Source organism: Ruegeria sp. BF7 (assembly GCF_056538605.1).
On record NZ_JBQFTM010000004.1, the window covers coordinates 19244 to 45637 of the forward strand.

The following is a 26394-nucleotide window of genomic DNA, read 5'->3' on the forward strand; positions in this document are numbered from 1 at the left end:
TTCCCTGACCGGTGTGCAGGTAGGAACCTGCCGCCGGTTTTCAAGCCATTTCTTGCCTTGGGTTGCATTCTGCGAATTCTTGCTGTTTCTGAGACGTCAAATATGCACACAGTATTCCGTGGGAAAAAATGATGACAAAAAAGGCGTTGATTACCGGTATTACCGGACAGGACGGGTCTTATCTGGCCGAATTCTTGCTGGAAAAAGGTTATGAAGTTCATGGGATTAAGCGCCGCGCGTCCTCGTTCAACACGCAGCGGATCGACCACATCTATCAGGACCCGCATGTTCCCAACCCAAATCTGTATCTGCATTACGGCGACCTCAGCGACACATCGAACCTGACGCGAATCATTCAGGAAGTGCAGCCGGACGAGGTTTACAACCTCGGCGCACAGTCCCATGTGGCGGTCAGTTTTGAATCTCCGGAATATACCGCCGATGTCGATGCTATCGGCACGCTGCGCCTGTTGGAAGCAATTCGCTTTCTGGGGCTGGAGAAAAAAACCCGGTTTTACCAGGCCTCGACCTCGGAACTGTATGGTCTGGTGCAGGAAATCCCGCAGCGCGAGACGACACCGTTCCACCCGCGCTCGCCCTATGCGGTGGCCAAGCTCTATTCCTACTGGATCACGGTGAACTATCGCGAGGCCTATGGCATGTATGCCTGCAACGGCATTCTGTTTAACCACGAGAGCCCGCGTCGTGGCGAAACCTTTGTGACACGCAAAATCACGCGCGGCCTGGCAAATATCGCCCAAGGTCTCGAAAACTGCCTGTACATGGGCAACATCGACAGCCTGCGCGATTGGGGCCACGCAAAAGACTATGTGCGGATGCAGTGGCTCATGCTGCAGCAGGACAACCCCGAAGATTTCGTGATCGCGACCGGCGTGCAGTATTCGGTCCGTCAGTTCATCGAATGGTCGGCGGCTGAGCTGGGCATCACGCTGGAATTCTCGGGCGAAGGCGTGGACGAGATTGCTACAGTCAAGTCGATCGACGGTGACAACGCCCCGGCCCTGAAACCCGGTGATATAATCATGCGCATCGACCCGCAATATTTCCGCCCGGCTGAGGTGGAAACGCTGCTGGGCGATCCGTCGAATGCTAAGAACAAGCTGGGTTGGGAGCCCGAACTGACCGTTCAGGAAATGTGCGCCGAGATGGTTGTCGAAGACCTCAAGACCGCAAAACGCCATGCGCTGTTGAAAGAGCATGGCTATGAGTTGCCGGTAAGCTTGGAAAACGGCTGAGGAGGTCGCCATGCGCAAGATCTATGTAGCAGGCCATCGCGGCATGGTTGGCGGAGCAATCCAGCGCCGCTTGCAGGATCGGAAAGCGGCGGGCGAAGCGCTCGAGCTGGTCACCCGCACACATGCTGAGTTGGACCTGACCGATCAGGCCGCCGTGCGCGATTTCATGCAGGCCGAACGCCCGGACGTCGTGATCCTGGCCGCAGCCAAGGTGGGTGGCATTCACGCCAACAATACGTACCCTGCTGATTTCATCTACGACAACCTGATGATCGAATGCAACGTGATCCATCAGGCTTTTGCCGCCGGAGTGAAGAACCTGCTGCAACTTGGAAGTTCCTGCATCTATCCGCGCGCGGTGCCGCAACCAATGCGTGAAGACGCGCTGCTGACAGGTGTGCTGGAACCGACCAACGAGCCATATGCGGTGGCCAAGATCGCCGGGATCAAGCTGTGTGAAAGCTATAACCGGCAGCACGGGGTCGATTACCGCTCGGTCATGCCGACCAACCTTTATGGACCAGGCGACAATTTCCACCCGGAAAACAGTCATGTACTGCCCGCTCTGATCCGCCGGTTCCATGAGGCGCAGCGGGATGGGCTGGAGGAAGTCGTGATCTGGGGCACCGGCAAACCCCGCCGCGAATTCCTGCATGTGGATGACATGGCCGAGGCGTCACTGTTCGTGCTCGACTTGCCGCGCGATGTCTATGAAGCGAACACCCAACCGATGTTGAGCCATATCAACGTGGGCTGTGGCGAGGACGTTTCGATCGCGGAACTGGCGGCGCTGGTGGCGAAAACTACAGGATTCAGTGGCAAGATCACACAGGACGTCAGCAAGCCGGACGGAACCATGCGCAAGCTGATGGACGTGTCTCGTCTGGCCGATATGGGCTGGCGCGCACGGGTCGGGCTCGAAGACGGGATACGCGAAACCTATGCCTGGTTCTTGGATCAGGCGGACGCGGACCTGCGCGCCAAGTGACTGCCCGGGCGCGGGCCCGGGCAGTTGGGTTGATCAGAACCAGCGGCCAATCGCAATGGCCGTTGGCTCCAGCGCTGTCGCATCACTTGAGGTAGCCAGAACCTTGAACGCCACCTGAGTTTCAGTTGGCGCGTCAAACCCCATGAAACGGGTGGTTGCACCTCCGCTGCCGAAGACCGCAACGGTTGAGCCCACAGCGAAAGCCACCGGGAAATCCCAGACCGCTGCATCGCTTGCGAACAAGGCGCCTTCGGTATTCGCGCAGCCCGTGGCCGTCAGCGAGATTGTGCAGATTTGAGTACCGTCAGCAAAGCGCACGTAATCGCCGTCTGCATTCGCGCCTCGTTCGATGACGGCCCCGGTCGCGGTGCCGCCGCTCTGTGCCACGGCACCCAGCAGATTGCCGGGACCATAACCGTAATCCGCCCGCATCAGACGACCGGCGGTGGTGTCATCTGCGCTGGCCTGAACCGCTGCGCCGCTGGCGATCCCGGTCGCGGGATCGAAATTCAGCGCGTCGGTCCATGTGCCACCATCAGGCGAGACTTTGATCGCAAAGCCGGTATTGCCTGACAGGCCCATCTCGGCATGCCCGGTCCAGTTGGATTGAAACAGCAAGGAGGCGGTGTCGCCCGCATTGGCCTTGTTGATCTTCAACTGATGCCCGCCGCCGTCATGGCTGAGAAGTGTCGCCGGAGACCGCACCGAAAGACGGTTTGTGCTGTCATACCCGGTAGCGATCCCCACGCCGTCCAGATTTTGCGTGGCGACCGGAGGATCGATCCATGCACCGCCGTCCCAGATTCTAATGTGCCCGGTAGTTTCGTCCCATGCGCGCCAGCCCGTGCCGGGCGTGATGAAATGCCATGCATTGTCCAGCCACGCAGCCAACATCCCTTCCTGCCCGATCCAGTCCCCTGTTGGTGCTGCGCCCAACGCGTGAACCTCGCCCTGATCCGGCACGGCGGGCGGGGTCGTGGCATTTGTCGAGGCTACGCTCAGTTGCGTGATCAGGTCCAGCTGCCGCAGCGCTTCGTTATGGGTGACATGTTTCTGCGCCTGCGACGGTTGCAGAAATGGCAGTTTCAATCGGGGTGAGTTCTGTGACACGGGCGTCCTCCTGAGGCTGTCGGTCCGACAATTGCATTGCGCGCTACTCTGCCGTGTGGCGCATGAATCCCGTCTGACCGGGCCGGACGCCCGAAAAACCATTTGCTAACCTTCGAGGACACAAAAAAACCGGGGCGTTTAACACCCCGGCCCAAAATTCATAAGCTGATTGGGAAGCAGCCTGTTACTGCGCAGCCTGTCCCGTGGCGACGATGTCGTGCAGATACTGGCTGAGATCTTCGCGCAGGTCGTCGCGGGCCAGCGCAAAGGCAACCGTGGCCTGCAGGAAGCCGGATTTGGACCCGCAATCAAAACGCTGACCCTCGAACTTGTAGCCGAAGACCGGCACACCGTTTCCGATGTCCTCGGCAATCGCATCGGTCAGCTGAATTTCGCCACCGCTGCCCTTTTTCATCTGGTTCAGGTTATACAGGACCGACGGGCCCAAAATGTAACGCCCGATGACCGCCAGGTTCGATGGCGCTTCTTCGGGTTTCGGCTTTTCGACCATGCCGCGCGCGCGGACTACCGAACCGATATTCTCGCCCACATCTAGCACGCCGTAAGCGCTTGTCTTGTTGGCTGGAACTTCCATGGCTGCAACCATGTTGCCGCCAGTTTCCTCATAGGCTTCGACCATCTGCTTCAGGCAGGGCTTGTCACCGGCGATAACGTCATCGGGCAGCATAACGGCAAAGGGTTCATCGCCGATCAGGCGCCGGGCACACCAGACCGCGTGACCCAGACCCAGCGCCTTGTGCTGGCGGATATAGGCAATCGCGCCGCTTTCCATATTGGTTGCGTTCAGCGTTTCCAGCAGCTTGTCCTTGCCCTTGGCTTTCAATTCCTGCTCGAGAACCAGATTGTGGTCAAAGTAGTCCTCCAGAGCGGACTTGCCTCGTGACGTTACAAATATGAATTCTTTGATACCGGCAGCGCGCGCCTCGTCGATGGCGTACTGCACCAGCGGGCGATCAACCAAAGTCATGATCTCTTTCGGGACCGACTTTGTTGCTGGCAGGAACCGGGTGCCAAGTCCCGCGACGGGGAAGATCGCCTTTGTGACCTTACGTGCCATTTGACCTCTCAAGTTACTAAAACAATGTATGTCAGAGTGTTTACTAAGCAGACCTCTTATGACCCGTGGCGCGATTATTCAACGTCAACGGGTAACGAAGCCGCGATTTCGCAAGATGGTGCCACCCGGGGGGGCAGAAGTCAAAACGATGGGGCCACACATGCGGAAGCATCGCGGTTTTCTGCGCTCTTTGCGGCGAAATGAGGCATCCGACCGGTAGCCACCTGAACAGCATTCTAGTGTCCGGTCGCTCATGTTTCTGCAACGTGCCCCGAAGCCGAGTTAAGCGCTTCGGGGCAGGGGGTTTAGGCAGACTTCATGATGGCATCCAGCGGGTCATGCTCGGCCACGAAATGATCAGGTCTTACCTCGCTCAGCTGTGGGACGTAGTCGGTTTCCCCTGCAGCCAACCGGCTGGGCAGAAACCGAAGCGCAGCTTTCGGGTCCATGGGTGAGGGCAGTTCGCCAGGCAGCTTAAGGCGTTGGCGGGTCCGTTCGACATCCGGGTCCGGGATCGGGACTGCTGAGATCAGCGATCTCGTGTAAGGGTGGATCGGGTCGGAACAGATCACCTCTCCGTCACCCAGTTCGACAATCCGGCCCAGATACAGAACCATGATCCGGTTCGAGATTGCCCGCACTACCGACAGATCGTGGCTGATGAAAATCATCGACAGCCCGAATTCTTGCTGCAACTCGCGCAGAAGCTCCACGATCTGCGCCTGAATGGATACATCCAAGGCCGAGACCGCCTCGTCGCAGATGATCAGCTTGGGCTTGTTGATCATGGCCCGCGCGATTCCAACCCGCTGGTTCTGACCGCCGGAAAGCTCGTGCGGATAGCGGTTGATCATATTGGCCTTCAGGCCGACACGCTCCATCATCTGCGCGACCATGTCCTTGCGTTCGCGATCAGTCAGGTCCGGGCGGTAGGTTTTCAGTGGTTCGGCAATCGAGGCCGAGATAGTCATCCGCGGATCGAGACTGGCCAGTGGATCCTGAAACACGATTTGAAGGTCTTTGCGGTACTTGTTCAGCTCGGCCCGTTTCAGCCCGACGATCGGATGCCCCAGCCAACTGACATTGCCTGCGCTGGGTTCGATCAGTTGCAGAACTGCACGGGCCAGGGTGGACTTGCCGCAGCCGGATTCGCCCACTACGCCGAGCGTTTCCCCCTTGCGAATGTCAAAGCTGACGCCATCGACGGCCTTCAGCGGCACCTTGTGCCCGAATAGCCCGCCCGAGACGTGGATCGGGAAGTGCACCTTGACGTCATCGACCTTGAGCAGCGGCACATCGACCTTTTCCAACGCCTTGGGTGCATCACCCGCATCAATGCGTGGCATCGCTTCCAGCAATGTCCGGGTATAGTCATGCTGCGGCGCGCGGAAGATCTCGCGCGTGTCCCCGGCCTCGACAAACTGACCCAGACGCATGACCTGAATGCGGTCGCACATCCGTGCAACAACACCCATGTCATGGGTGATCAATGCAATCGCGGTGCCTTCGTCCTTTTGCAGGCGCTCCATCAGGTCCAGAATGTCGGCCTGAACGGTCACATCCAGCGCTGTGGTCGGTTCATCCGCGATCAACAGCCTGGGATTGCAAAGCATCGACATGGCAATCATGACGCGCTGGCGCATCCCGCCCGACAGTTCGTGCGGATATTGGTTCAACCGCCGTTTTGCCTCGGGGATGCGAACGCGTTCCAACCATTCCAGACATCTTGCCCGCGCGGCCGAGCCCTGCAGTCCTTCATGCACCTGCAGGACCTCGCGCATTTGCTGGCCGACCCGCAGATGCGGGGTCAGTGCGGTCAGCGGGTCCTGAAAGATCATGCCGACGTCCGAACCACGAATCTTGTTCAGCTTGTTTATGGGCAGGTTCAGGATCTCATTGCCGTTCAGAGTGGCAGAGCCAAGTGCGCGCCCGGCCGGTGGCAACAACCCCATCGCGGCCATGAAAGTCTGGCTTTTGCCCGACCCGCTTTCACCAACGATGCCAAGACATTCGCCGGGACTGATGTCGAAACTGATGCCTTTGACGGCCTCGACCACGCCATCAGGGGTGTCGAACTGGACGCTCAGGTCCTTTACAGAAAACAGACTCATCTCAGCGATCCTTTGGGTCCAGAGCGTCACGCAAACCATCCCCGATGAAGAACATCGTGATGATGATGGCGACGTAGAATGTCAGGGGGAACATCAGTTGCCACAGGGTGCCATAGCCCATCGTTCCCGCACCTTCGGCGATCAGACGACCCAACGAGGTGTAGGGTTCCGAAATGCCCAGTCCCAAGAACGAGATGAAGCTTTCCGTCAGGATCATCTCGGGCACCAGCAGCGAGGCATAGACGATCACAACACCCAGCAGGTTGGGCAGGATGTGGCGATACATGATGGTAAACTCACTGACCCCGGCGGCGCGCGCGGCCTCGATAAACTCGCGGTTTTTCAGGGTCAGCGTCTGCCCCCGAACAATCCGCGCCATTGTCAGCCAGCCCACCGCACCCAGGGCGATGAATAGCATGAAGAACGACCGCCCCGCGACCACCAGCAGAAGGATGATGATCAGTGTGGCCGGAATGGCCAGTAGGATATCGACGAAACGCATCATCACGCTGTCGGTGCGCCCGCCGATATACCCGGCCGCGATTCCATAGAAGGTGCCAACGATCAGTGCGGTCGCCGCCCCGATCAGCCCCACCAGCAACGAGGTGGTCGTTGCCTGAATGACCCGGCTGTAGAGGTCGCGCCCCAAATCATCGACCCCGAAAAAGTGCCCGGTCTCGACGGATGGCATACCCATGCCCCGCACGTCACCCATGACGTTCCAGTCGATCTCCTCGTTGTTCCACACGGCGAAATACGGGCCGATGATCGTGAACAAAACGATTAACGCCAGAATGAACACACTGGCCATCGCGGCCTTGTTGCGGACAAACCGCATCCGCGCGTCCTGCCAGAGCGAGCGCCCCTGAATGACCGTGTAATCTGTGACATCTTCGGCCAATTGGGCGGCTTTTTGTGATTTTCCAAGCATTGCCAGCCCCTCAGTAGCGGATTTTCGGATCGAACCAGGCATAAGCCAGGTCGGTCAGCAGGTTCACGATGACGGTCAGCGCGCCGTAAAGGATCGTAACCCCCAGCAGCACTGCGTAATCCCGCGACAGGGCCGAGCCGACATAAGCCTGCCCCAGACCGCCGGTCGAGAAATAGATGTCCACGAAAACCGACCCGGTCAGCACATAGACAAAGACCGGTCCCAGATAGGACACGACGGGCAGCAGCGTGGGCTTTAACGCATGTCGCCAGATCACGGTTCTGGTTGGTAGGCCCTTGGCGCGCGCTGTGCGGATGAAGTTCGAGTTTAGTACCTCGAGCATCGACGACCGCGTAATCCGCGCGATCGACCCCATGTAGGAGGTCGCCAGCGCAATCACAGGCATGATCAGGTATTGCCATTGACCACCGTTCCAGCCACCGCCCGGCAGCCATCCCAACCAAAGTGTGAAGGTCAGGATCAGGATCGGGCCCATGATGAAGTTCGGCAGTGCCTGCGCAGCGATCCCGAGACCGACGGCGAAATAGTCAATCCAGCTGTTGTGCTTGATTGCCGCGGCGATCCCCAGACCTACACCGATGACGGTCGCCACTAGGAAGGACAACGAGCCATAGGTCAGCGAGATTGGGAAACCTTGCGCGATGATGTCATTCACGTCCCGGTCCTTGAACTTGAAGGACGGGCCGAAGTCGAAATGCACCACGATATTGTACAGATAGTCCCACAGCTGCTTCCACAGCGGCTGGTCCAGCCCGTAGCGCGCCTCGATATTGGCCAGTACCGCCGGCGGCAAAGGCCGCTCTGACGTGAAGGGCCCGCCGGGCGCAAAGTGCATCAGAAAGAAACAGGCGACGATCAACAACAGGATCGTCGGAACGGCAACCAGCAATCGCCGGATGATATAGGCAAGCATTTCATGCCCCCATTATTGGCCTTGCCCCGATGAGAAACTCGGGGCAAAGCGTGTTTTAAGGATGATTATTCGGCGCGTTTGTAGAGGTCTTTGGAATACCAGTTCTGCTCTACGTTTTTGACCGGCCAGTTTCCGACATCGCTGTCCATCATGTAGACGCCAGCGTAGTGATAGATCGGAATAACCGGGGTCTCTTGCGCGATGATCCGTTCAACCTCGGTGTACAGAGGGGCCGGGTCATCTGAGGATTTCGCCTCGGCCAGCAGTTCGTCAACGCGTGCGTTGTTGTACTTGCCGTCGTTGTAACCGGAATCCGATTGAAGCAGATCGAGGAAGGTCGAGGCTTCGTTGTAGTCGCCACACCAGGCGCCGCGGGCCAGATCGAAGTTCTGGTTGCCGCGCTCTTCCAGGAACACTTTCCATTCCATGTTGGCCAGCTCGACCTGAACGCCAAGCTTCTGCTTCCACATCTGGCTGAGGGCCACGGCCACTTTCTTGTGTGCTTCGTCGGTGTTGTAGACCATTTCAAAGCTCAGCGGATTGTCCGGGCCATACCCGGCCTCGGCCAGCAATTCCTTGGCCAACTCGTCGCGCTCGGCCTGAGTCATCGAGGCCATTTCGACGGCAGGGACGGTGAAACCGGCGGTTGCTTCGGGAACGAATGTGTATGCGGGCGGCTCGCCACCTGCCTTGACGTTCTTGGTGATGATGTCGCGGTCAACGGCCAGCGACAGGGCCTGACGAACCTTGGGGTCCTTGAATTCTTCGGGGCCACCTTCGGACAGGTTGAAGGTGTAATAATAGTTACAAAGACGTGGGAAGCTGATGGCTTCTTCGGGGTTCTCTTTCTGCAGGCGGGGGAATTGGCCTGCGGGAACTTCGGTGCGATCCAGCTCACCGGCCAGATAGCGGGTCAGGGCGACGTTTTCGTCGTTGATGACCAGCGCCACGACCTTGTCGATGATGGTGTTGTCGTTGTCCCAGTACATCTCGTTGCGCTCACGGACCGAGCGCTCCTGCGGCAGGTGCTCGGTCAGCACATAGGCACCGTTCGAGACGATGTTCTCTGGCTTTGTCCAGGCGTCGCCGAACTCTTCGATGACTTTCTGTGGGGCGGGGAAGGTGGTCGAATGCGTGGTCATCTGCGCGAAATACGGCAGCGGTGCACTCAGCTTGACTTCAAGCGTTTTGTCGTCGATTGCGGTCACGCCCAGCTCATCCACCGGTTTTTCGCCCGCAATGATTTCCGATGCGTTCTCGATCGACATCAGTTCCATGAACCAGGCATAAGGCGAGGACAGAGCGGGATCGACTGCGCGTTTCCAGGCAAAGACAAAATCACTGGCGGTCACCGGGTCTCCGTTGGACCACTTGGCGTCATCGCGCAGGGTAAAGGTGTAAACGTCCTTGGTATCGTTGGTGGTGTAACCAGTGGCAACGCCGGGAATCAGATTTCCGTCTGCGTCCTGGTTCATCAGGCCCTCGAACAGGTCGCGGACGATTTCAGCGCCCGTTACGTCTTCGACCACCTGTGGATCGACCGAGCTGTGTTCATCCAGAATGCGATAGGTAAAGGTCTGGTCATCCGCCAGCGCCTCGCCGGTTTCAGGATGGGTACCGGCGGCAAAGGAGGCGCCGGTGATCATGGTCGAGGTCAACAGCCCCGCCAGAGAAGTCCGAATGTACTTGTTCATTTTGTTCTACTCCCATTTTTGGCGGTACGGCGACCGCATCCATTCAGGATGGTCGCTGACCGCTATGTTTGTCCGACCCAGAAAGACCGCCACTGGTTCAAGGAATACTCTGTCAGATCGCAAGGAACACCGCGTCGCAGTCTTTCAGTTTGAAGTCGGGAACGTGTTTGCGAAAGTCGCCTTTCACTGCCGCCGAAGGTGGCACTATTTCAAAAAAGGATAAAGCCTTTGCCTGAAAAATAGGCAACCATAGGTGGATTGTGAATGAAACCCGGGTCGGTTCCGAAATATAATAATGAAACCTCCGCGGTTCTTAACACTTTTGTGAAGGTCGCGATATTCGCTGACCCCCAAGAAAGGCGTTTTGCCGACACGGTGACGTTAGGGACAGTGCGAATCGCTACGGTTTCAGGGCCGCTTTCATACTGGATTCGGGAAAGCAGGTGGGCGCGCGACCTGTGGTCTGCTGCCAGCGCCCGATCGAACGGCGGGTTTTGAAGCCAGGCAACCCGTCTGCGCCTCCGACATCATGGCCCTGGTGTTCCAGAGCCCTCTGCATGGCGGCTACGTCAGACCGGTACAGAGTGCCGACCTCGCCCCACCGCGCCTTGAAATCCCCGACGCCATATTGAATGCGGTCGCCGACGTGACCGACGAACAGCGCATAGAGATCGCTTTTGTTGTAGTCCTTCAGAACATAGAAATTCGGCGTGACGATGAAGGCAGGGCCATTGCGCCCTGCGGGCATCATCAGAAATCCTTCGCCCGCCAGTTCATGGTTCGGAAACGGTTTGCCCGACACGCGGGTTATGCCCATCGCGGCCCAGTCCTGAATGGGCTTGCCCTGATCCGGCCCTTCCATGGCGCAGGAAACCGAGGGCGGGACGGTCACTTCGAACCCCCAGTCGCGCCCGGAGATCCAGCCGTGTTGGGACAGAAAATTCCCGATTGATGCGATGGTATCCTCGGGTGAGGCCCAGATATCGGATCGCCCGTCACCGTTGCCATCCGCCGCATAGGTCAGAAAGTTCGAGGGCATGAACTGCGGTTGGCCCAAAGCGCCGGCCCAGCTGCTCTTCAATGTGCCGGGCGGGGCGTGCCCGGCTTCGGCAATTTGCAAAGCGGCGATCAGTTCGTCGGTGAAATACGGGGCACGGGTGCTCATGAAGCCCTTGGTGCCCAGCACTTGAAATGCGTTATGACGAATGGGGACCTGACCATATCCGCTTTCGCGGCCCCAGATGGCCAGGATGATGCGGCCGGGCACGCCAGTCTCTGCCTCGACGCGCGTCAGAGCCGCCGCGTGGCGGCGCGCCATCTGTCGACCTGTGGCAGTTGCTCCTTGAACGGAGCCTGCGTTGAAATAGCGCCCGGGCGAGCCGAATTCGGCCTGTTTTTGCTGTTTCGGCGTCTGCGCCGTCTGGCCCGGCGGTACAAGGTCCGGCAGCTTCCAGTTAAGCGTCACCCCGTCAAAGGCCCGCTTCATGGTGTTGCGTGAGACGCCTTTGGCCTTGGCAAGCGGCCAGACTGTGTTTTGCAGCCAAGCTTGGAATTGCCGTTCGACCGCTGCGCGATCCTGCGCGTAAGTACCCGTCGACAGGCACCAGAGACTGAAAGCGATTAATATCCGACGCATCATCAAAATGTCTCGCCCGATCGAGTAGCTTAGTCAACAGTGGTATTCGTGTCGATTGGGTTCGCGTAATGGTCTGGTTGACCAGGTCACGCCTGACACAATTGCCAGTTTCAGAAAAAACCTTGAGAAAATTCCTGACTCTGCCGATAGTTGGCCGAAACGAAGGCGCAAGAGGACAATCAGGCGTGGCGGTACTCAGACCTTCAAAACTCGCAGTGCTGGTTGTGGTCGCTTTAGCGGTGGCTTCGGTGCAGACGGCGTGGGCGAGTGGCAGTTTTATGGACCCTCAGGGCCCGATAGCCGCGATTCAGAAAACCCATCTGTTGCGGGCAACCGTTCTGATCATGGTAGCCGTGCTTCCGGTTCTGGTTCTGGTGCCGTTGATTGCCTTACGGTATCGGCGACGCAAGGGAGGTACAGCCGCGTATCGGCCAAAATGGGACTTTTCCGCCAAGCTGGAATTCGTCATGTGGGGCGTGCCTGTGGTGATCGTGGCACTGTTGTCTTTCTACCTGTGGAAAGCGACGCATCGACTGGACCCTTATTCGGCTACTTTCGGCGAAACTCCCGCGCTGAACGTGCAAGTCGTCGGTCTCGATTGGAAATGGCTGTTTATTTATCCCGACCTCGGTATTGCAACCGTGGGCGAGTTGGGAATTCCGGTTAAACAGCAGGTGGCGATGACGTTGACCACGGACACGGTCATGCAGTCGTTCATGATCCCGGCTTTGGCTGGTCAGATTTACGCGATGCCCGGAATGACGACAAAACTTCATCTTGTGGCAGATACGCCTAAGACGATGCAGGGTGAAAACACGCAATATAATGGTCGTGGTTTCACCAAGCAAAAGTTTCTGACCCAGGCAATGCAACCTCAAGATTTCACGGCCTGGGTTGAAAGCGTCCGCGCCAATGGCATCCCGTTGACTCAGGACACGTATCGGACGCTGGCCATGCGCTCGGATCGGGATGAGGTACAGGCGGCATTGGGAACCGCCCTCATGCCGCTCAACGCTTTGTATTTCACTTTGGAGGAGGGCGATCTGTTTCACTCGATCCTGCACCGCTATCACGGTGGGAAACCTCTGTCGGTAGATCAACAGCCAGGAACGGTTGAATTCGGACAGGAGGCCGCGCAATGACCGACACTGGGTTCTTTGGCCGCCTGAACTGGGACGCGTTTCCTATCGCGGGTCTGATCCAGACGCCCAACACGAATGAGATCGTGGCGAACGCGGCTGCAGGCATCGTGGTTGTGGGTGTCGTTGCGGTGGTCGGATTGCTGACATGGTTCCGCCTGTGGGGGCCGCTGTGGCGCGACTGGCTGACCAGCGCTGACCACAAGAAGATCGGCATCATGTATATTGTCTTTGCTATTGTCATGCTGGCGCGGGGCGTGCTGGAAGGGGTGGTCATGCGCGCCCAGCAAGCGGCTGGACCAGGCCCTGGGTTCCTCGAGGCCGAACATTTTGCCGAGCTGTTCAGCACCCATGGCACAATTATGGTGTTCTTTGTGGCGGTGCCCTTTGTGTTTGGGGTAGCGAACTATCTGGTGCCGCTGATGATCGGCGCGCGCGATGTGGCCTTTCCGGTGATGAACCAGATCAGCCTCGGCCTGACCGTCTCGGCGGGCATGATGCTGATGGTGTCGTTGGTGGTGGGCAACTTCTCGACAGGTGGTTGGACGGCCTATCCGCCCTATACGGGCGCGGCTTTCAATCCCGGGGTGGGGCCGGATTACTGGATCTGGGCCATCGTCGTCTCGGGTATCGGAACCACGCTGACGGGGATCAACTTTGCTGTCACGATCTACAAGCTGCGGGCACCCGGGATGAAGTTCATGCGGCTGCCGATGTATTGCTGGACGATCATCAGCAGTTCGATCCTGATCATCTTTGCCATGCCGCCACTTGGTGTGGCGGCGCTGATGCTGGCAGCAGATCGATATCTGGATTTTCACTTTTTCACCAATGACCTTGGCGGCAATATGATGAACTACGCCAACCTGTTCTGGCTGTTCGGCCACCCGGAGGTCTATCTGTTGGTTCTGCCCGCCTATGGCATCTACTCCGAAGTCTTCGCCACCTTTTCTGCCAAGCGGCTCTACGGATATAACTCGCTGGTCATTGCCACAATGTGTATTGCGGTTTTGTCCTTTACCGTTTGGCTGCACCACTTCTTCACCATGGGCCAAAGCGCATTGATCAATGCGGTGTTTGGTGTGGCGACGATGTTGATCGCTATTCCGACCGGGGTGAAGGTTTATGACTGGATGGCCACTCTGTATCGGGGCCGCATCCGGTTTTCCGTCCCAATGCTTTATGGCCTGGCCTTCCTGATGCTGTTTGTCATCGGCGGTTTGTCGGGCGTGATCCTAGCCAATCCCACAGTTGACTATCAGGTTCACAACACTTTGTTCCTGGTGGCGCATTTTCACAACGCGCTGCTGCCGGGGGTACTGTTTGGCTTGCTGGCGGCCTATAACTACTGGTTCCCCAAGGCCTTCGGGTTCCGCCTGAACGAGTTTTGGGGCCGGGTTTCGGTCGTGTGCTGGACGGTCGGATTCCTGCTGACTTTCATGCCGCTCTATTTCGTGGGTCTGATGGGGATGCCGCGCCGGTCCTTCAGTTACAGCGACGCCTCGTTCCACCCCTACATGCTCGTCGCGATTGTCGGTGCTTTGATCATCACCTGCGGGCTGCTGTCCATCCTCGTCCAACTGTGGGTCAGCATCCGGGATCGCGAGAAAACCCGCGCCCCTGTTGGTGACCCATGGGACGGGCGCACGCTGGAATGGTCGATCCCGTCACCGCCGCCGCCATATAACTTTGCCATCATCCCACAGGTGACCGACCGCGATAACTTCGCCGCGGCCAAGGAGCGGGGCGAGGCCTACCCCAGTCCCGACGCCTATGAGGACATCTCGATGCCGCGCAATACCGCGATCGGGTTTACCTTATGTGTACTCAGCGGTGTCTGGATGTTCGCGCTGGTCTGGTGGATCTGGTGGCTGGCGGCCTTGATGGCGGTTCTGATGCTTGCGGCCTTGATTGCCTGGACCTTCAATACCGACTTTGAAGAGGTCATCCCTGCCGAAGAGGTGCGTAAACAGCACGAAACCTGGCTCGATCTGGTGCGCAACTCCAAACCTGTAGACCGCGACCATGAAACAGCTCCGGAGAACCGCGGCCTTGCCCGCCCCGATCTGGAGGTCGCGACATGAAGCGAGCGCCCACCCACAGCTATCCCGGCCTGAACCTAGGGCGGCGCCATGAAAGTGCCCACCAGGCCACCGAGGTCGTCACCTTCGGATTCTGGGTCTTTCTGATGAGTGACCTGGTCTATTTCGGCCTGATGTTCGCGATCTACATCACCATGATCGACGCGCAGGCAGGCGGGCCGGGTCCGCATGAGCTGTTTGATCTGTACAGCATCTTTGCCCAGACGCTGATCTTGCTGACCAGCAGCCTGACCGTGGGACTGGCGATGCTGGCGTTGAAGTATAACTTGCCCCGATGGCGGATCGTATTCTGGTTCTGCGTGACACTGGTCTTGGGCCTCAGCTTTCTGGTGCTGGAAATCCGTGACTTCATGGCCATGGCTGAAAAGGGCGGCATCCCTCAGCGCAGCGGGTTCCTGTCCGCGTTTTATGGATTGGTGCCGCTGCACGGGTTGCACGTCGCTGCAGGCTGTTTGTGGCTGATCGTGCTGGGAATCCAGTTGCGGCTGTTTGGTCTGACCGACTTGTTGATGTCGCGCGTGGTGCGGCTGGCGCTGTTCTGGCACTTCCTGGACCTGATCTGGATCGGCATCATCACCATCGTTTATTTCGGAGGGCTGACCTATGGATAAGCGTAGCGAGATGCACCGGCGCGAGCGTCGGCGGTATGTCATCGGTTATGGCGGCTCGCTTTTGCTAACGGCGGCGGTGTTTTTGATCGCCTACAAATACGGCATTGAAACCAAGGGGGTTTACCTCTCGATCGCATTACTGGGGCTGGCACAACTGATTGTGCAACTGGTCTATTTCCTGCATATCGACCGCCGCCGCAGCAGCCGCGAAGACCTTGATCTGATCCTGTTTTCCACACTGGTTCTGTTGATCATCATCCTTGGGACCGTCTGGATCATGGGCAATCTGGCGGTGCGGATGCACACCTATCCGATGTAACGACCTGCAAGAGATCTAACGCATGAAACCCGTCAAAATTGCCGCTGTCGCAGCCATGTTGATCGCCATCGCCGCCGGGCTGTTTTTGTATTGGCGTCACGAGGAAAAGTATCCCTCGACCAAGGACGCTTATGTGGGCGCGAATATCATCAACGTGGCGGCGCAAGTGACCGGGCAAGTCGCCGAGGTACCCATCACCGACAACCAGCCGATCAAGGCGGGTGACTTGCTGTTCACGATCGACGACACCCAGTTCAAGGCGTCGGTAGATCAGGCGCAGGCTGATCTGGACAGTTCGCTTCAACAGGCCCAATCCTATTCCAATCAGATCACCGCGGCTGAGGCGGCGGTTCAGTCCTCTCAATCGGCCTTCAACACCGCCAAGAACAATTTTGAACGGTCCAAGGCGCTGTTTTCGGACGGCGATCTGGCGCAGGTTTCACTGGATCAGGCGACAACAGCGTTTGCCGAGGCCTCGGCCCGTCTGACCACAAGCCGATCCGAACTGTTGGCGCTGCAAAGCGGGCTCGCCGCGAAGCAGGACGAAGTTTTGTCTGCACGAGCGCAGCTTGAAATCGCACAGGCCGACCTGAACTGGACCAAGGTTTACGCCACAGCAGATGGCTGGATCGCCAACCTGACCCTTCGTCCGGGATCGGCCGTTTCGGCAAATGCGCCGCAGTTTTCCATCGTCGAATCCTCAGATTGGTGGGTGGATGCAAATTTCAAGGAAACCGCGCTGCCACGTATACGTCCGGGTCAACCCGTTACAGTTAAGGTTGATATGCTGCCGGGGGTGACGCTGACCGGTAAAGTGGCCTCGATCGGGCGCGGGTCGGGGGACACGTTCTCGCTGTTGCCGTCCGAAAACTCCAGCGGGAACTGGGTTAAGGTGACCCGCCGGTTCCCGGTGCGCGTGGAGCTTGATCCGACCGATGTGCCGTTGCGTGTGGGCGGCAGCAGCAAAGTGACAGTGGACACCACAACGGATCAGTCTGGAAAATGAACGGTCTGGCGGCCAGCCGCGTCAATCCGGTGATTGTTATCGCCGTTGTGCTCAGCGCCATACTCGAGGTGTTGGACAGCACTATCGTCAACGTCGCACTGCCGCATATACAGGCCGCGTTCGGGGCTACGACCGATCAGGCGACGTGGATTCTGACCAGCTATATCGTTTCGGCTGTCGTCGTCATGCCTCTGACCGGCTTTGTCGCGCGCAGGGTTGGTCGTCGTCGGCTGATCCTGACGGCCATCACAGGCTTTACCACGATGTCTATCATGTGCGGCCTGTCCTGGAGCCTTGAGACCATCGTCTTCTTTCGCCTCGCGCAAGGCATGTTCGGCGCGTTTCTGATTCCGCTGTCTCAGTCCATCCTGTTTGATGCTTTCCCGCGTGAAAAACGCGGGCAGGCGATGGCTGTTTTTGGGCTAGGCGTCGTGGTGGCACCCGTGCTGGGGCCGACAGTCGGGGCACTTCTGACCGAGTATTTCTCGTGGCGGATGGTCTTTTTTGTCAACCTCCCGGTGGCGGCGATGGCATTGCTGCTGCTGGCGGGTGAGTTGCCTGAGGACGAAACCGAAGAGGTGCGGATCGATTGGGCAGGCCTTGCCCTTCTGGCAATTGGCATCGGGTGTCTGCAGTTCATCCTCGATCAGGGAGAGACCAAGGATTGGCTGTCATCAAGAGTCATTCAGGTGGCGCTGATCGCATCGGTTCTGGGTGCATTGGGGTTCGTCGTTCACGCACTGACAACCAAACGGCCGGTTGTTGATCTGCGGTTTTTTGCAGATCGCAACTTTGCCCTGTGCAATCTGGTTATCGCTGGTTTTGCCATCTCGCTGTTTGGCGGCATTGCGATCTTGCCGACCTTTGTGCAGAACCTGCTGGATTATCCCGTTATCGCCTCAGGGCATTTGTTCATCCCGCGCGGTATAACGGCAGGGTTATCGATGGTTGTGACAGGCGCAGTGCTTGTGTCGCGGTTTGATCCGCGCTTTCTGGCCGGGTTGGGGATGCTTTTGACGGCCGTCAGCAATTTCATGATGGGCGCGCTAAACATGAACGCGGGGTTCTGGGAACTGGCCTGGCCGGGGACCGTCAGTGGGTTGGGCATGGGGTTGGTTTTTGTTCCGATGTCGATTCTGGCCTTTGAAAGCATCTCGAAGTCCCGGCAAGACGAAGCTTCGGGCTTGTTCAACGTGACGCGTCAGTTGGGTTCATCGGTCGGGATTTCTCTGGTCGGCACTTGGGTGGTGCGTGGGTTGCAGACGAACACGGCTGTGCTGAGCCGGAACGTGACGCCCTACAACCCGGCAGCGCAGGCCTATTTGCAGCCGCTTGGTCTGACGCCCGAAAGTTCCGAAGGGGCTGTCATTCTGGGACAGGTGATCAGCCAGCAGGCCGAGCTGATTTCCTATCTGACCGTGTTCAACAATCTTGGTTTGCTGGCCTTGGCGACGATACCGCTGCTGTTTTTCTGTAAAGCACCGAAACCTGGCACTCAGGCTGCCGTTCCCGCGCATTAGCGCGTCAGTACCAGACCCAGCCACAGGGCAAACCAGCACAGGGCGAGGCTCAGCAGAATATTTCCTGCAGCCAGCACAATTGTCCGTTCCCTCCGCAGTTCCAGTGATTGATAAGCAAAGCTGGAAAATGTGGTGAAACCACCGCAGAAGCCGAACACCAGCCGTCTTTCTTCTTCGCCCAGATCGACCGGCCCGCCGAGGTATCCGATCCAAAGACCCAATAGCAGGCTGCCTAAGACGTTCACGATCAGGGTTGCAAGGGGCAGGTCATGATGGACCCGCAAGGCGATCCAGTGCCGCAGTACCGCGCCCAGTCCGCCCCCCAGCCCGAACATGGCGTGAAGGTAAAGCGCGCTCATCCTGCGGACCTCGGGCTGTGAAGCCGTCGTCCGATGGCCTCGCCCAGAATGGCAGCGGCAAGGCCGACGGCAATTTCAAGCGAGGCGGCCGAAATTGCATTCCAAATTTGCGTTTCAGCCATTCGTTCCAGTTCGGCCACGAAGGAGGAAAACGTCGACAACCCGCCGCAGAACCCCACCGCGCCCAAATGCAGCACATGCGCGTGGACCCGGTTCCGAACCGCATAGAGCCAGCCAAGAACGAAACAGGCCACGACATTGATGCCGAAAGTCGCGGTCAATAACGGTGCGCCAGGGATCTGGGCCGAGAAAGCCTCGCGCAGCAGCGACCCCGCAGCGCCGCCCACGAAGACGGCGATGAACATGATTGCCGTGGTCCGGATGGCGGGTCGGGTTTGTATCACGGCCGGTTATCCTGCCCAAGTTAATCTCTGTTTTGGCATACCTATTGCTGCAAGGGTGATCAACTGTGGCCAACCCCTCTGCCTGCCTCACAAAACCGCCCGATCGCGTGAGGCTGGGTACAATCGCTTGCAATCAAACGCCGATTTGATCCACGGTTGTTACAACGTTGATTTGGCGGCACGTTAGGAGAGCACGAAATGGTTGTACGCAGACTTTACTATTTTCTTAGTTACGTGTGCCTGCCTCTGACCTTGCTGTGGGGTTTTTTTTGGCCGCCAGCGCATTGGTTGCTCATCATCCTGATCCCCTATGCCGTGGTTGGCCTGTATGACATGCTGACCACCAAGCACAATGTGCTGAACAATTACCCGGTTCTGGGCCATTTCCGGTACATGCTGGAATTCGTCAGCCCGGAAATCCGGCAGTATTTCGTGGAGACCAACGAAAGCGGTCGCCCCTACAACCGGATCGTTCGCAGCCTGATCTATTCGCGCGCCAAAGGGCAGGTCGACACTCAGGCCTTTGGCACCCAATACGATATCCTTTCCGTGGGCTATCAACGGGCCAATCACTCGCTTGCCCCCAAGGAGGTTCCGGAAAGCGAAGAGAGGATTATTCTGGGTGGCCCGCAATGCAGCCAACCCTACAGTGCGTCTCGTCTGAACGTGTCGGCCATGAGTTTTGGTGCGCTCAGCGCAAATGCGATCCGGGCTTTGAACGGCGGGGCCAAAGACGGTTCTTTCGCACATAACACAGGTGAGGGCGGCCTGTCCCCGCATCATCTGGCCGAAGGGGGCGATATCATCTGGCAGATTGGCACAGGATATTTCGGATGCCGCACGCCTGAAGGGGGGTTCGACAAGGACCTGTTCGCCGAAAAGGCAAAGAAGGATGTGGTCAAGGCGATTGAGATCAAATTGTCCCAAGGCGCGAAACCCTCCCACGGTGGGGTGCTGCCTGCGGCCAAAGTAGATAAAGAAATCGCGGAAATCCGCGGCGTGCCCGAGCATCAGGACGTTATTTCTCCGCCCATCCACTCGGCCTTTGAAGGTCCAACCGGCCTGTTGCGTTTCGTGCAACACCTGAGAGAGATGTCGGACGGTAAGCCCATTGGGTTCAAGCTGTGTATCGGTAGGCCGTCCGAGTTCATGGCAATCTGCAAGGCGATGCTGGAAACCGGTATCCTGCCCGATTTCATCACCATCGACGGGGCTGAAGGGGGCACCGGTGCAGCCCCGGTTGAATTCACCAACCGACTCGGCATGCCGCTGAACGAGGCGTTGATTTTCGTCAACAACTGCCTGCGTGGTGTAGGGTTGCGCGACAAGATCCGGATCATTTGTTCGGGCAAGGTCGCCACCGGCTATGACATGGTTGAGAAATTCGCTCTTGGTGCGGATATGTGCAATGCGGCGCGGGCGATGATGTTTGCGGTGGGCTGTATTCAGGCGTTGCACTGCAACACCAACCGCTGCCCTTCGGGCGTGGCGACGCAGGACCCGATCCGTGGGCGGGCTGTGCATGTGCCGCAAAAACGCAAACGGGTGCATCGCTTTCACGACGCCACGTTGGAGAGTTTTCGAGAGCTTCTGGGTGCGATGGGTAAGGAAAAGGTCTCGGAGTTGCGCCCGGACGATATCCGCCGCCGTACGGCGGATGAAAGGGAATGGACCTACGCCGAACTGTACACGTTCATTGACGAAGGGGTCTTGCTGACAGATTCGATCCCGGATGAGTTTGCAACGGATTGGAAAATAGCCTCGGCGGATCATTTCTGATTATTTTTTGCCCGGCCGCCAAGAATTGACCTTTTTGATCCGTCTTACCCATCGTGATGCGCATGACAACTTCGGACGAGGATTTGGCCAAAGCCGCAACAAAAGGGGACGCTGACGCGTTTGCTGCCCTGTTGGCGCGGCATTACGACCGGATTTTTCGCCTGTCCTTTCGCCTTGCCGGGCGTGCCGATCAGGCAGAGGATCTAACGCAGGATATCTGCGCGGCCCTGCCCGCCAAGATTGCCGGATTCCGTGCACAGGCCAAATTTACCACCTGGCTTTACAGGGTCGTCGTGAACGCCGCCGAGGACGCGCGTCGCCGTCAGGCCAGCCACAGTCGTGCTGCTGCAGGGTGGGGCGATGTCGAACAGATGCGCCGGGCCGAGGCTGCGGAAACCGCCGAAGCCGTCGATTGGCTGCAGCGGGCCATGCGATCGCTGCCGCAGGACCTGCAGGATACGCTGGCCCTGACGCTGGAAGATGAGATGACCCATGCCGAAGCCGCCGAAGTGCTGGGCGTGTCCGAGGGCACTGTGTCCTGGCGCATGTCGGACATCCGCAAGCGCCTGCGAGCACTGCGGCAAGAGGAGCTGGCTCAATGACAGATGATCTAGAAAACCTCAAAACGCTGATACATGCCGCTACGCCCACGCCGGACGCGCGGCGGCGGGCGGAAAATATGGAACAGGCGAAAAAAACTTTTACCCGCGCCCAAGGATCGCGCGACGCCATGCGTCCGACTGTCAAGCGAGGCCTGATAGCCCGCGTGACAGAAGGAGCGAAATCCATGTTGAATGCCCTCTCGCATCGCGGTGCTTTGACCGCGACAACCGCCGTCGCCGCTGTGGCTCTGATTGTGATCCTGCCGCAGACACGGGATTATGTGGTGAACCCGACTTCTTGGACCGAAAGCCGCCGGGCCGAAGCGCCGGTTCAAACGGCGGAAGCGGATCAGGAAGTAGCGGTCGAAAGCGATCTTTTGCAGGACGGCCTGGCGGAACCAGTTTTTGATACGCCAGCGGTGATTGATGAAGCTACTCCGGCACTACCGCTTCCCCAAGACTTAATCAAACGGAAAGCGAATGGTTTGGGTGCCACCGCAGAGCCTATGGCGAGTGCGGGATTGTTCGGCGGCACAACGTCAATTGCGCCTTCGCCTGTTCAGGATGATCGTTATGTAGCCCCCGAACAGAATACCGAAGTTTTCGCCAATGCCGATACCAACCCGCTGAAAGTCACGGCGGAAGACCCGGTGTCGACCTTCTCGATTGACGTTGATACGGCCTCTTACTCGATTGTCCGGTCGTCGCTGATGCACGGCCAGTTGCCGCAGAAAGATGCGGTGCGGGTGGAAGAGATGGTGAACTACTTCCCGTACAGCTACCCCGCCCCCGAAGGAGACGCGCCGTTCCGGCCGACCATAACCGTTTCACCAACGCCTTGGAACGACGGTACACAACTGGTCCATATTGGCATTCAGGGCGCGCTTCCGCAGATTGAGAACCGCCCGCCGCTGAACCTGGTCTTTTTGATCGACACCTCCGGGTCGATGCACAACGCGAACAAACTGCCGTTGCTGAAACAATCCTTCCGGCTGTTGCTGTCGGAACTGCGGCCCGAGGATCAGGTTTCGATCGTCACCTATGCGGGCAGCGCCGGACAGGTGTTGGAGCCGACAGCGGCGTCGGAGAAAAACCAAATCCTGTCAGCGCTGGATCAGTTGGAGGCGGGTGGTTCGACGGCTGGACAGGCCGGGTTGCAACAAGCCTATCAGGTGGCGGAAGGCATGGCTGAAGATGGTGAAGTAACCCGCGTCGTTCTGGCCACCGATGGGGATTTCAATGTCGGCTTGTCGGACCCCGAGGCCCTGAAGGATTTTATTGCCCGTAAACGCGACAGTGGCACCTTTCTGAGTGTTCTGGGTTTTGGTCGCGGCAATCTGGACGACGCGACCATGCAGGCTCTGGCGCAGAACGGCAACGGGCAGGCGGCTTATATCGATACACTGGGTGAGGCGCGTAAAGTGCTGGTAGATCAGTTGACCGGAGCCCTGTTCCCGATTGCCAATGACGTCAAGATTCAGGTCGAATTTAATCCCGCGCAAATCGCCGAGTATCGCCTGATCGGATACGAAACCCGTGCCCTGCGGCGCGAGGATTTTTCCAACGACAAGGTGGATGCGGGGGATATCGGCGCTGGCCATACCGTGACCGCGATCTACGAGGTAACGCCCGTCGGCTCGGATGCAATCCGAAATGGTCCGTTGCGCTATGCCGAACAACCGGCAGCCGATGGGACCGACGAAATCGGGTTCTTCAAGATGCGTTACAAACGGCCCGGTGCGACCGAAAGTCAGTTGATTGAGGAACCCATCCTGTCGGGGCAGGGACAGGTGTCCGGGGATGTCCGGTTCTCATATGCCATCGCGGGTTTTGGCCAGCTGCTGCGTGGCGGGGAGTATCTGGGTGGTTGGTCTTACGAGGATGCGATCGCGCTGGCTAATGGAGCCAAAGATCAAGATCCGTTCGGCTACCGGGCCGAGGCCGTTACCCTGATGCGCCTGGCCGAAACGCTGGTGCAATAACACTAGCCACGAGGCGCTGGCGTCCGTCAGCGCCCCGTTCGCCGGACCCTAGAATTGTCGTGGAGTGTTGGCGGTGTGGGTGTTGATTCTACGCACGCTCCATTCCACTGCATCCCGCATGGTTTTGCCCAGAGCCTCATCAAAAGCCTTAACCAGATCCGGTGTCTGATCGCTGGCCGCGATCACGTATTCCTGGAACGAGTTCGAGGCGATTATCTTGTCTTCAAACTCGTCAATGATCTTAATGTTGATACGCACTTCCACCCTGATGGTTTGGTTGCCGTTAGCATCGCTGATTACTATTCCTTGAAATTCCCGCAGGTCAGGTACGATGACGTAATCCGCACGCAGTCCGACAGTTGATCGGCCAACTGCAGCGACTTTGCCGCTGTTTTCATAGCTTTCGACCAGCAGCGCCTGAACGATCAGCGGGGCACGATCCACCCAGCGTGCGCGCGGCAGGTACTGAACCTGCAACGGCGTGGGTTGGATAGCGATCTGGTCGGTGTTGACTGCTGCGGTGGCGGTTGGCTCCTGTACAACAATCTGCCTTTGTATGCGCGGCAGCGAGGCAGAAAACGTGCTTTTAGGCGTCAGCAGGTAAAGGTCGTTTGGCTTGGAGGCTTGCCGGAGCGTCTCCAAACCTGTGCACCCCCCCAGCGACACAAGGGCAAAAACCACAATAAAAAGCCTGATCATTGACGAAACTCCGATGCCTGGGTTCCAAGTAGGAAGCGCGCTGGATCACGCTCGACCTTGTCCACCAGCCGGTCCAGGCTGATGACCAGTCGCTGTGATTCTTCTACAAAACGCGTGAACTGCGGCAGACCGACCCGCAGAAAGTCCGACAGCTGGCGGCGGTTGGCCTGCACGATACCGTCAATGGTGCCCAAAAGCTCTGAGGCGGATTGGGACGCGCTCAGGATATCGTTCGAGATATCGTCCAGCCGTTCGGTGACGTTTTTCACGGTCGAGGACACTTCGTTCGCAGCCGTGCGGATGTCGTTCATCACCGTGCCGATATCTTCGTTTATGACCTCGTTGGCCGAGTCGAATGCGCGTTCTGCCGAGGTCAGAGTACCTTTTGCAGTCTCCATCGCACCGGTAATCGACCCCAGTGTCTTGTTGGCGTTCAGGAAGGTTTCCGAGATCGTTGCCAGGGCCACGTCAGCCTCACCCGACAGGCCGTTCAGGTTTTCGGCCAAAGTCGTCACCCGTTCGATCAGCGGGCGGATATCCTGCTGAATGACACGGTCGGCAGTTTGGATAGTGGTCTTGGCACTGTCCAAAGCCGCTGTGGCCGTTTCCGAGGCCGTTTTCACGCTGTTCAGTGTATCTGTGCCCGCCGTCAGAGTGCTTTCGGCAGTGTCGGCCAACTCGTCCAGCCGATCTGTAAAATCGCCAAGCTTCTTGGCCGCGCCGCCCAGATCCGATGACAGGTTCTCGAAATCTGTAAGGGTCTTGTTCAGTTTGCCCGACGCCGAAGCGACGTTGTCCAGAATGTCACTGACCGATTTGCGGTTTTTGTCATCGACCACGGCATTGAGGTTTTCAAGTAGGGTGACGGCCTCGTCCAGAACCTTGGGTGCGCCTTCGAACAAGGACTGGATTGCGCTGCGCTTGCTTTTAATCACGCTGTTTTCCGGCAATTTGGTGCCGGTGGATGACCCTCCGGTCAGTTCTACATAGCTGACGCCAGTCACGCCCAGTGATTGCAGTTGTGCGATTGTATCCTCGGTCACAGGGATATCAGCGTCGACCTCGAGTTTGACCCGCACTTTTGACGGATCCGTGTCGTCCAGTTGCAGAGAGGTCACCTGCCCGACCGGTAGTCCGTTGTAGCTGACGCCACCTGCAGCCGACAGGCCCGAGACATTGTCGAACAGCACGTCATAATAGGCGTATTGCCGCGATACCTCGAATTTCGCAAGCCACAGGAAAAAGCCAAATGCGCCCAGAATACCCGCAAGGGTGAAGGCGCCGATCAGGATATAGTTCGCTCGGGTTTCCATGGTCTCTACCTGTCCTACCCCTTCTCTTGCGCCGCGCGCGCCCGGGGGCCGGTGAAGTATTCCTGCACCCAAGGATGATCGACTTTGGTCATATCTTCAATCGGTCCTTCAACCAGAACGCGTTTTTCCGCAAGAACCGCGATGCGGTCACAAATCGCGTAAAGGCTGTCCAGATCATGAGTGACCATGAAAACGGTTAATCCCAGGGCGTGCTGCAATTCACCGATCAACTCGTCATAGGCCGCAGCCCCAATCGGGTCCAACCCGGCAGTGGGTTCGTCCAGAAAAACGATCTCGGGGTCCAGCGCCAAAGCGCGGGCCAGGGCTGCGCGTTTGCGCATACCGCCGGAAAGTTCCGAAGGAAATTTGCCACAGCTCAGTTGGGGCAGGCCAACAAGGCTGATCTTCAGGCTGCCCAAGGCCTGCATTAGCTTTTCGCTGATCCCGGTATGCTCGCGCAGCGGCGCCATGACGTTCTGCAAAACGGTCAGCGAGGAAAACAGCGCGCCGTCCTGAAAGGCAACACCCCAGCGTTTTTCAATGCGTCGACGCTCCTCTTCGGGGCCGTTCAGCACATCGACGCCCAGCACCTCGATACTGCCGGCAGCAGGTTTGTTCAGCCCGACAATCGTCCGCAGCAGCACCGATTTACCGGTGCCCGACCCGCCGACGATACCCAGCACCTCGCCGCGCCAGACATTCAGGTTGAGGTTCTGATGCACCACCTGTGGCCCGAACCGATTGGTCAGGTTGCGGACGCGGATTACCGCCTCACGCTGGGCGTTGGTGTCCGAGGTCTGTTCCAGCACGGTCCCGTCCAT

Annotated in this window: 23 protein-coding genes; 11 read left to right on the forward strand and 12 right to left on the reverse strand. The window is 58.2% G+C overall.

Annotated elements, in window-relative coordinates; translation table 11 throughout:
- Positions 1-131 precede the first annotated feature (131 nt).
- Both gmd and fcl read left to right on the forward strand, forming a co-directional pair.
- Positions 132-1256 (forward strand): GDP-mannose 4,6-dehydratase, encoded by a 1125-nt coding sequence (gene gmd / locus ACR0IK_RS10910; protein ID WP_480641503.1) that lies wholly within the window; start codon positions 132-134, stop codon positions 1254-1256.
- 10 nt (positions 1257-1266) lie between these two features.
- Positions 1267-2244: a GDP-L-fucose synthase gene (gene fcl / locus ACR0IK_RS10915; protein ID WP_480594804.1), complete on the forward strand. Its 978-nt coding sequence runs from the start codon at positions 1267-1269 to the stop codon at positions 2242-2244.
- A 33-nt stretch (positions 2245-2277) separates the two neighbouring features.
- Here the strand turns inward: fcl and ACR0IK_RS10920 are convergent, their stop codons facing one another.
- The 7 genes from ACR0IK_RS10920 to ACR0IK_RS10950 form a co-directional block, all read right to left on the reverse strand.
- Positions 2278-3354, reverse strand: coding sequence for a DUF2793 domain-containing protein (locus tag ACR0IK_RS10920; protein WP_480641504.1), 1077 nt, complete (start codon positions 3352-3354; stop codon positions 2278-2280).
- A gap of 184 nt (positions 3355-3538) precedes the next feature.
- On the reverse strand, positions 3539-4432 hold the full coding sequence (galU, locus tag ACR0IK_RS10925; RefSeq protein WP_480594808.1) for a UTP--glucose-1-phosphate uridylyltransferase GalU: 894 nt from the start codon (positions 4430-4432) through the stop codon (positions 3539-3541).
- Positions 4433-4737: 305 nt separating this feature from the next.
- Positions 4738-6543, reverse strand: a complete 1806-nt coding sequence (locus ACR0IK_RS10930) for an ABC transporter ATP-binding protein (protein WP_480641505.1) — start codon at positions 6541-6543, stop codon at positions 4738-4740.
- A 1-nt stretch (position 6544) separates the two neighbouring features.
- Positions 6545-7474, reverse strand: coding sequence for an ABC transporter permease subunit (locus tag ACR0IK_RS10935; RefSeq protein ID WP_480594810.1), 930 nt, complete (start codon positions 7472-7474; stop codon positions 6545-6547).
- A 10-nt stretch (positions 7475-7484) separates the two neighbouring features.
- Positions 7485-8408, reverse strand: coding sequence for an oligopeptide ABC transporter permease OppB (gene oppB, locus ACR0IK_RS10940; protein WP_480594812.1), 924 nt, complete (start codon positions 8406-8408; stop codon positions 7485-7487).
- A gap of 65 nt (positions 8409-8473) precedes the next feature.
- On the reverse strand, positions 8474-10102 hold the full coding sequence (locus tag ACR0IK_RS10945) for a peptide ABC transporter substrate-binding protein (RefSeq protein WP_480641506.1): 1629 nt from the start codon (positions 10100-10102) through the stop codon (positions 8474-8476).
- A 400-nt stretch (positions 10103-10502) separates the two neighbouring features.
- On the reverse strand, positions 10503-11741 hold the full coding sequence (locus ACR0IK_RS10950) for a lytic murein transglycosylase (protein ID WP_480641507.1): 1239 nt from the start codon (positions 11739-11741) through the stop codon (positions 10503-10505).
- 182 nt (positions 11742-11923) lie between these two features.
- Here ACR0IK_RS10950 and ACR0IK_RS10955 point away from each other — a divergent pair, with 182 nt between their 5' ends.
- From ACR0IK_RS10955 to ACR0IK_RS10980, 6 genes are read left to right on the forward strand one after another with little or no spacing between them, the layout of a single operon-like run.
- Positions 11924-12880: a cytochrome ubiquinol oxidase subunit II gene (locus tag ACR0IK_RS10955; RefSeq protein ID WP_480641508.1), complete on the forward strand. Its 957-nt coding sequence runs from the start codon at positions 11924-11926 to the stop codon at positions 12878-12880.
- Positions 12877-14961: a cbb3-type cytochrome c oxidase subunit I gene (locus ACR0IK_RS10960; RefSeq protein ID WP_480641509.1), complete on the forward strand. Its 2085-nt coding sequence runs from the start codon at positions 12877-12879 to the stop codon at positions 14959-14961. Before ACR0IK_RS10955 ends, ACR0IK_RS10960 begins: the two co-directional genes overlap by 4 nt.
- Complete coding sequence (locus ACR0IK_RS10965; protein WP_480594822.1) at positions 14958-15590, forward strand: cytochrome c oxidase subunit 3; 633 nt, start codon at positions 14958-14960, stop codon at positions 15588-15590. Before ACR0IK_RS10960 ends, ACR0IK_RS10965 begins: the two co-directional genes overlap by 4 nt.
- Positions 15583-15909 (forward strand): cytochrome o ubiquinol oxidase subunit IV, encoded by a 327-nt coding sequence (locus tag ACR0IK_RS10970; protein WP_170446781.1) that lies wholly within the window; start codon positions 15583-15585, stop codon positions 15907-15909. Before ACR0IK_RS10965 ends, ACR0IK_RS10970 begins: the two co-directional genes overlap by 8 nt.
- A 22-nt stretch (positions 15910-15931) precedes the next feature.
- Entirely contained in the window at positions 15932-16915 is a 984-nt protein-coding gene (locus ACR0IK_RS10975) for an HlyD family secretion protein (protein WP_480641510.1), read from the forward strand.
- Positions 16912-18435 (forward strand): DHA2 family efflux MFS transporter permease subunit, encoded by a 1524-nt coding sequence (locus tag ACR0IK_RS10980; protein ID WP_480641511.1) that lies wholly within the window; start codon positions 16912-16914, stop codon positions 18433-18435. The genes ACR0IK_RS10975 and ACR0IK_RS10980 overlap by 4 nt, the downstream gene beginning before the upstream one ends.
- On the opposite strand, the gene crcB is transcribed toward ACR0IK_RS10980, so the two are convergent.
- Positions 18432-18794 (reverse strand): fluoride efflux transporter CrcB, encoded by a 363-nt coding sequence (gene crcB, locus ACR0IK_RS10985; protein ID WP_480641512.1) that lies wholly within the window; start codon positions 18792-18794, stop codon positions 18432-18434. The genes ACR0IK_RS10980 and crcB overlap by 4 nt on opposite strands.
- Positions 18791-19198 carry a fluoride efflux transporter FluC gene (locus ACR0IK_RS10990; RefSeq protein ID WP_480641513.1) on the reverse strand — a complete coding sequence of 136 codons (408 nt, stop codon included), beginning with the start codon at positions 19196-19198 and terminating at the stop codon, positions 18791-18793. Before ACR0IK_RS10990 ends, crcB begins: the two co-directional genes overlap by 4 nt.
- A 198-nt stretch (positions 19199-19396) precedes the next feature.
- On the opposite strand from ACR0IK_RS10990, the gene ACR0IK_RS10995 reads away from it, so the two are divergent.
- The 3 genes from ACR0IK_RS10995 (at position 19397) to ACR0IK_RS11005 (ending at position 23561) form a co-directional block, all read left to right on the forward strand.
- Complete coding sequence (locus ACR0IK_RS10995) at positions 19397-20977, forward strand: FMN-binding glutamate synthase family protein (RefSeq protein WP_480641514.1); 1581 nt, start codon at positions 19397-19399, stop codon at positions 20975-20977.
- 62 nt (positions 20978-21039) lie between these two features.
- Positions 21040-21579 carry an RNA polymerase sigma factor gene (locus ACR0IK_RS11000; RefSeq protein WP_480594830.1) on the forward strand — a complete coding sequence of 180 codons (540 nt, stop codon included), beginning with the start codon at positions 21040-21042 and terminating at the stop codon, positions 21577-21579.
- Positions 21576-23561, forward strand: coding sequence for a vWA domain-containing protein (locus ACR0IK_RS11005; RefSeq protein ID WP_480641515.1), 1986 nt, complete (start codon positions 21576-21578; stop codon positions 23559-23561). The genes ACR0IK_RS11000 and ACR0IK_RS11005 overlap by 4 nt, the downstream gene beginning before the upstream one ends.
- A 48-nt stretch (positions 23562-23609) precedes the next feature.
- Here ACR0IK_RS11005 and ACR0IK_RS11010 read toward each other — a convergent pair whose 3' ends face one another.
- Genes ACR0IK_RS11010 through ACR0IK_RS11020 form a run of 3 tightly spaced genes read right to left on the reverse strand, consistent with a single transcriptional unit; the run spans position 23610 to position 26394 of the window.
- Positions 23610-24260, reverse strand: a complete 651-nt coding sequence (locus tag ACR0IK_RS11010; protein ID WP_480594832.1) for an ABC-type transport auxiliary lipoprotein family protein — start codon at positions 24258-24260, stop codon at positions 23610-23612.
- On the reverse strand, positions 24257-25573 hold the full coding sequence (locus ACR0IK_RS11015) for an MlaD family protein (RefSeq protein ID WP_480641517.1): 1317 nt from the start codon (positions 25571-25573) through the stop codon (positions 24257-24259). The genes ACR0IK_RS11010 and ACR0IK_RS11015 overlap by 4 nt, the downstream gene beginning before the upstream one ends.
- A gap of 14 nt (positions 25574-25587) precedes the next feature.
- Positions 25588-26394 (reverse strand): ABC transporter ATP-binding protein, encoded by an 807-nt coding sequence (locus ACR0IK_RS11020; protein WP_480641518.1) that lies wholly within the window; start codon positions 26392-26394, stop codon positions 25588-25590.

What these genes read in the sequence shown, in the direction of transcription:
- gmd (WP_480641503.1), top strand. Translation starts at nt 132, where the DNA reads ATGACAAAAAAGGCGTTGATTACCGGTATTACCGGACAGGACGGGTCT.
- fcl (WP_480594804.1), top strand. Translation starts at nt 1,267, where the DNA reads ATGCGCAAGATCTATGTAGCAGGCCATCGCGGCATGGTTGGCGGAGCA.
- galU (WP_480594808.1), bottom strand. Translation starts at nt 4,432, where the DNA reads ATGGCACGTAAGGTCACAAAGGCGATCTTCCCCGTCGCGGGACTTGGC.
- ACR0IK_RS10930 (WP_480641505.1), bottom strand. Translation starts at nt 6,543, where the DNA reads ATGAGTCTGTTTTCTGTAAAGGACCTGAGCGTCCAGTTCGACACCCCT.
- ACR0IK_RS10935 (WP_480594810.1), bottom strand. Translation starts at nt 7,474, where the DNA reads ATGCTTGGAAAATCACAAAAAGCCGCCCAATTGGCCGAAGATGTCACA.
- oppB (WP_480594812.1), bottom strand. Translation starts at nt 8,408, where the DNA reads ATGCTTGCCTATATCATCCGGCGATTGCTGGTTGCCGTTCCGACGATC.
- ACR0IK_RS10945 (WP_480641506.1), bottom strand. Translation starts at nt 10,102, where the DNA reads ATGAACAAGTACATTCGGACTTCTCTGGCGGGGCTGTTGACCTCGACC.
- ACR0IK_RS10950 (WP_480641507.1), bottom strand. Translation starts at nt 11,741, where the DNA reads ATGATGCGTCGGATATTAATCGCTTTCAGTCTCTGGTGCCTGTCGACG.
- ACR0IK_RS10960 (WP_480641509.1), top strand. Translation starts at nt 12,877, where the DNA reads ATGACCGACACTGGGTTCTTTGGCCGCCTGAACTGGGACGCGTTTCCT.
- ACR0IK_RS10965 (WP_480594822.1), top strand. Translation starts at nt 14,958, where the DNA reads ATGAAGCGAGCGCCCACCCACAGCTATCCCGGCCTGAACCTAGGGCGG.
- ACR0IK_RS10970 (WP_170446781.1), top strand. Translation starts at nt 15,583, where the DNA reads ATGGATAAGCGTAGCGAGATGCACCGGCGCGAGCGTCGGCGGTATGTC.
- ACR0IK_RS10975 (WP_480641510.1), top strand. Translation starts at nt 15,932, where the DNA reads ATGAAACCCGTCAAAATTGCCGCTGTCGCAGCCATGTTGATCGCCATC.
- ACR0IK_RS10980 (WP_480641511.1), top strand. Translation starts at nt 16,912, where the DNA reads ATGAACGGTCTGGCGGCCAGCCGCGTCAATCCGGTGATTGTTATCGCC.
- crcB (WP_480641512.1), bottom strand. Translation starts at nt 18,794, where the DNA reads ATGAGCGCGCTTTACCTTCACGCCATGTTCGGGCTGGGGGGCGGACTG.
- ACR0IK_RS10995 (WP_480641514.1), top strand. Translation starts at nt 19,397, where the DNA reads ATGGTTGTACGCAGACTTTACTATTTTCTTAGTTACGTGTGCCTGCCT.
- ACR0IK_RS11000 (WP_480594830.1), top strand. Translation starts at nt 21,040, where the DNA reads ATGACAACTTCGGACGAGGATTTGGCCAAAGCCGCAACAAAAGGGGAC.
- ACR0IK_RS11005 (WP_480641515.1), top strand. Translation starts at nt 21,576, where the DNA reads ATGACAGATGATCTAGAAAACCTCAAAACGCTGATACATGCCGCTACG.
- ACR0IK_RS11010 (WP_480594832.1), bottom strand. Translation starts at nt 24,260, where the DNA reads ATGATCAGGCTTTTTATTGTGGTTTTTGCCCTTGTGTCGCTGGGGGGG.
- ACR0IK_RS11015 (WP_480641517.1), bottom strand. Translation starts at nt 25,573, where the DNA reads ATGGAAACCCGAGCGAACTATATCCTGATCGGCGCCTTCACCCTTGCG.
- ACR0IK_RS11020 (WP_480641518.1), bottom strand. Translation starts at nt 26,394, where the DNA reads ATGGACGGGACCGTGCTGGAACAGACCTCGGACACCAACGCCCAGCGT.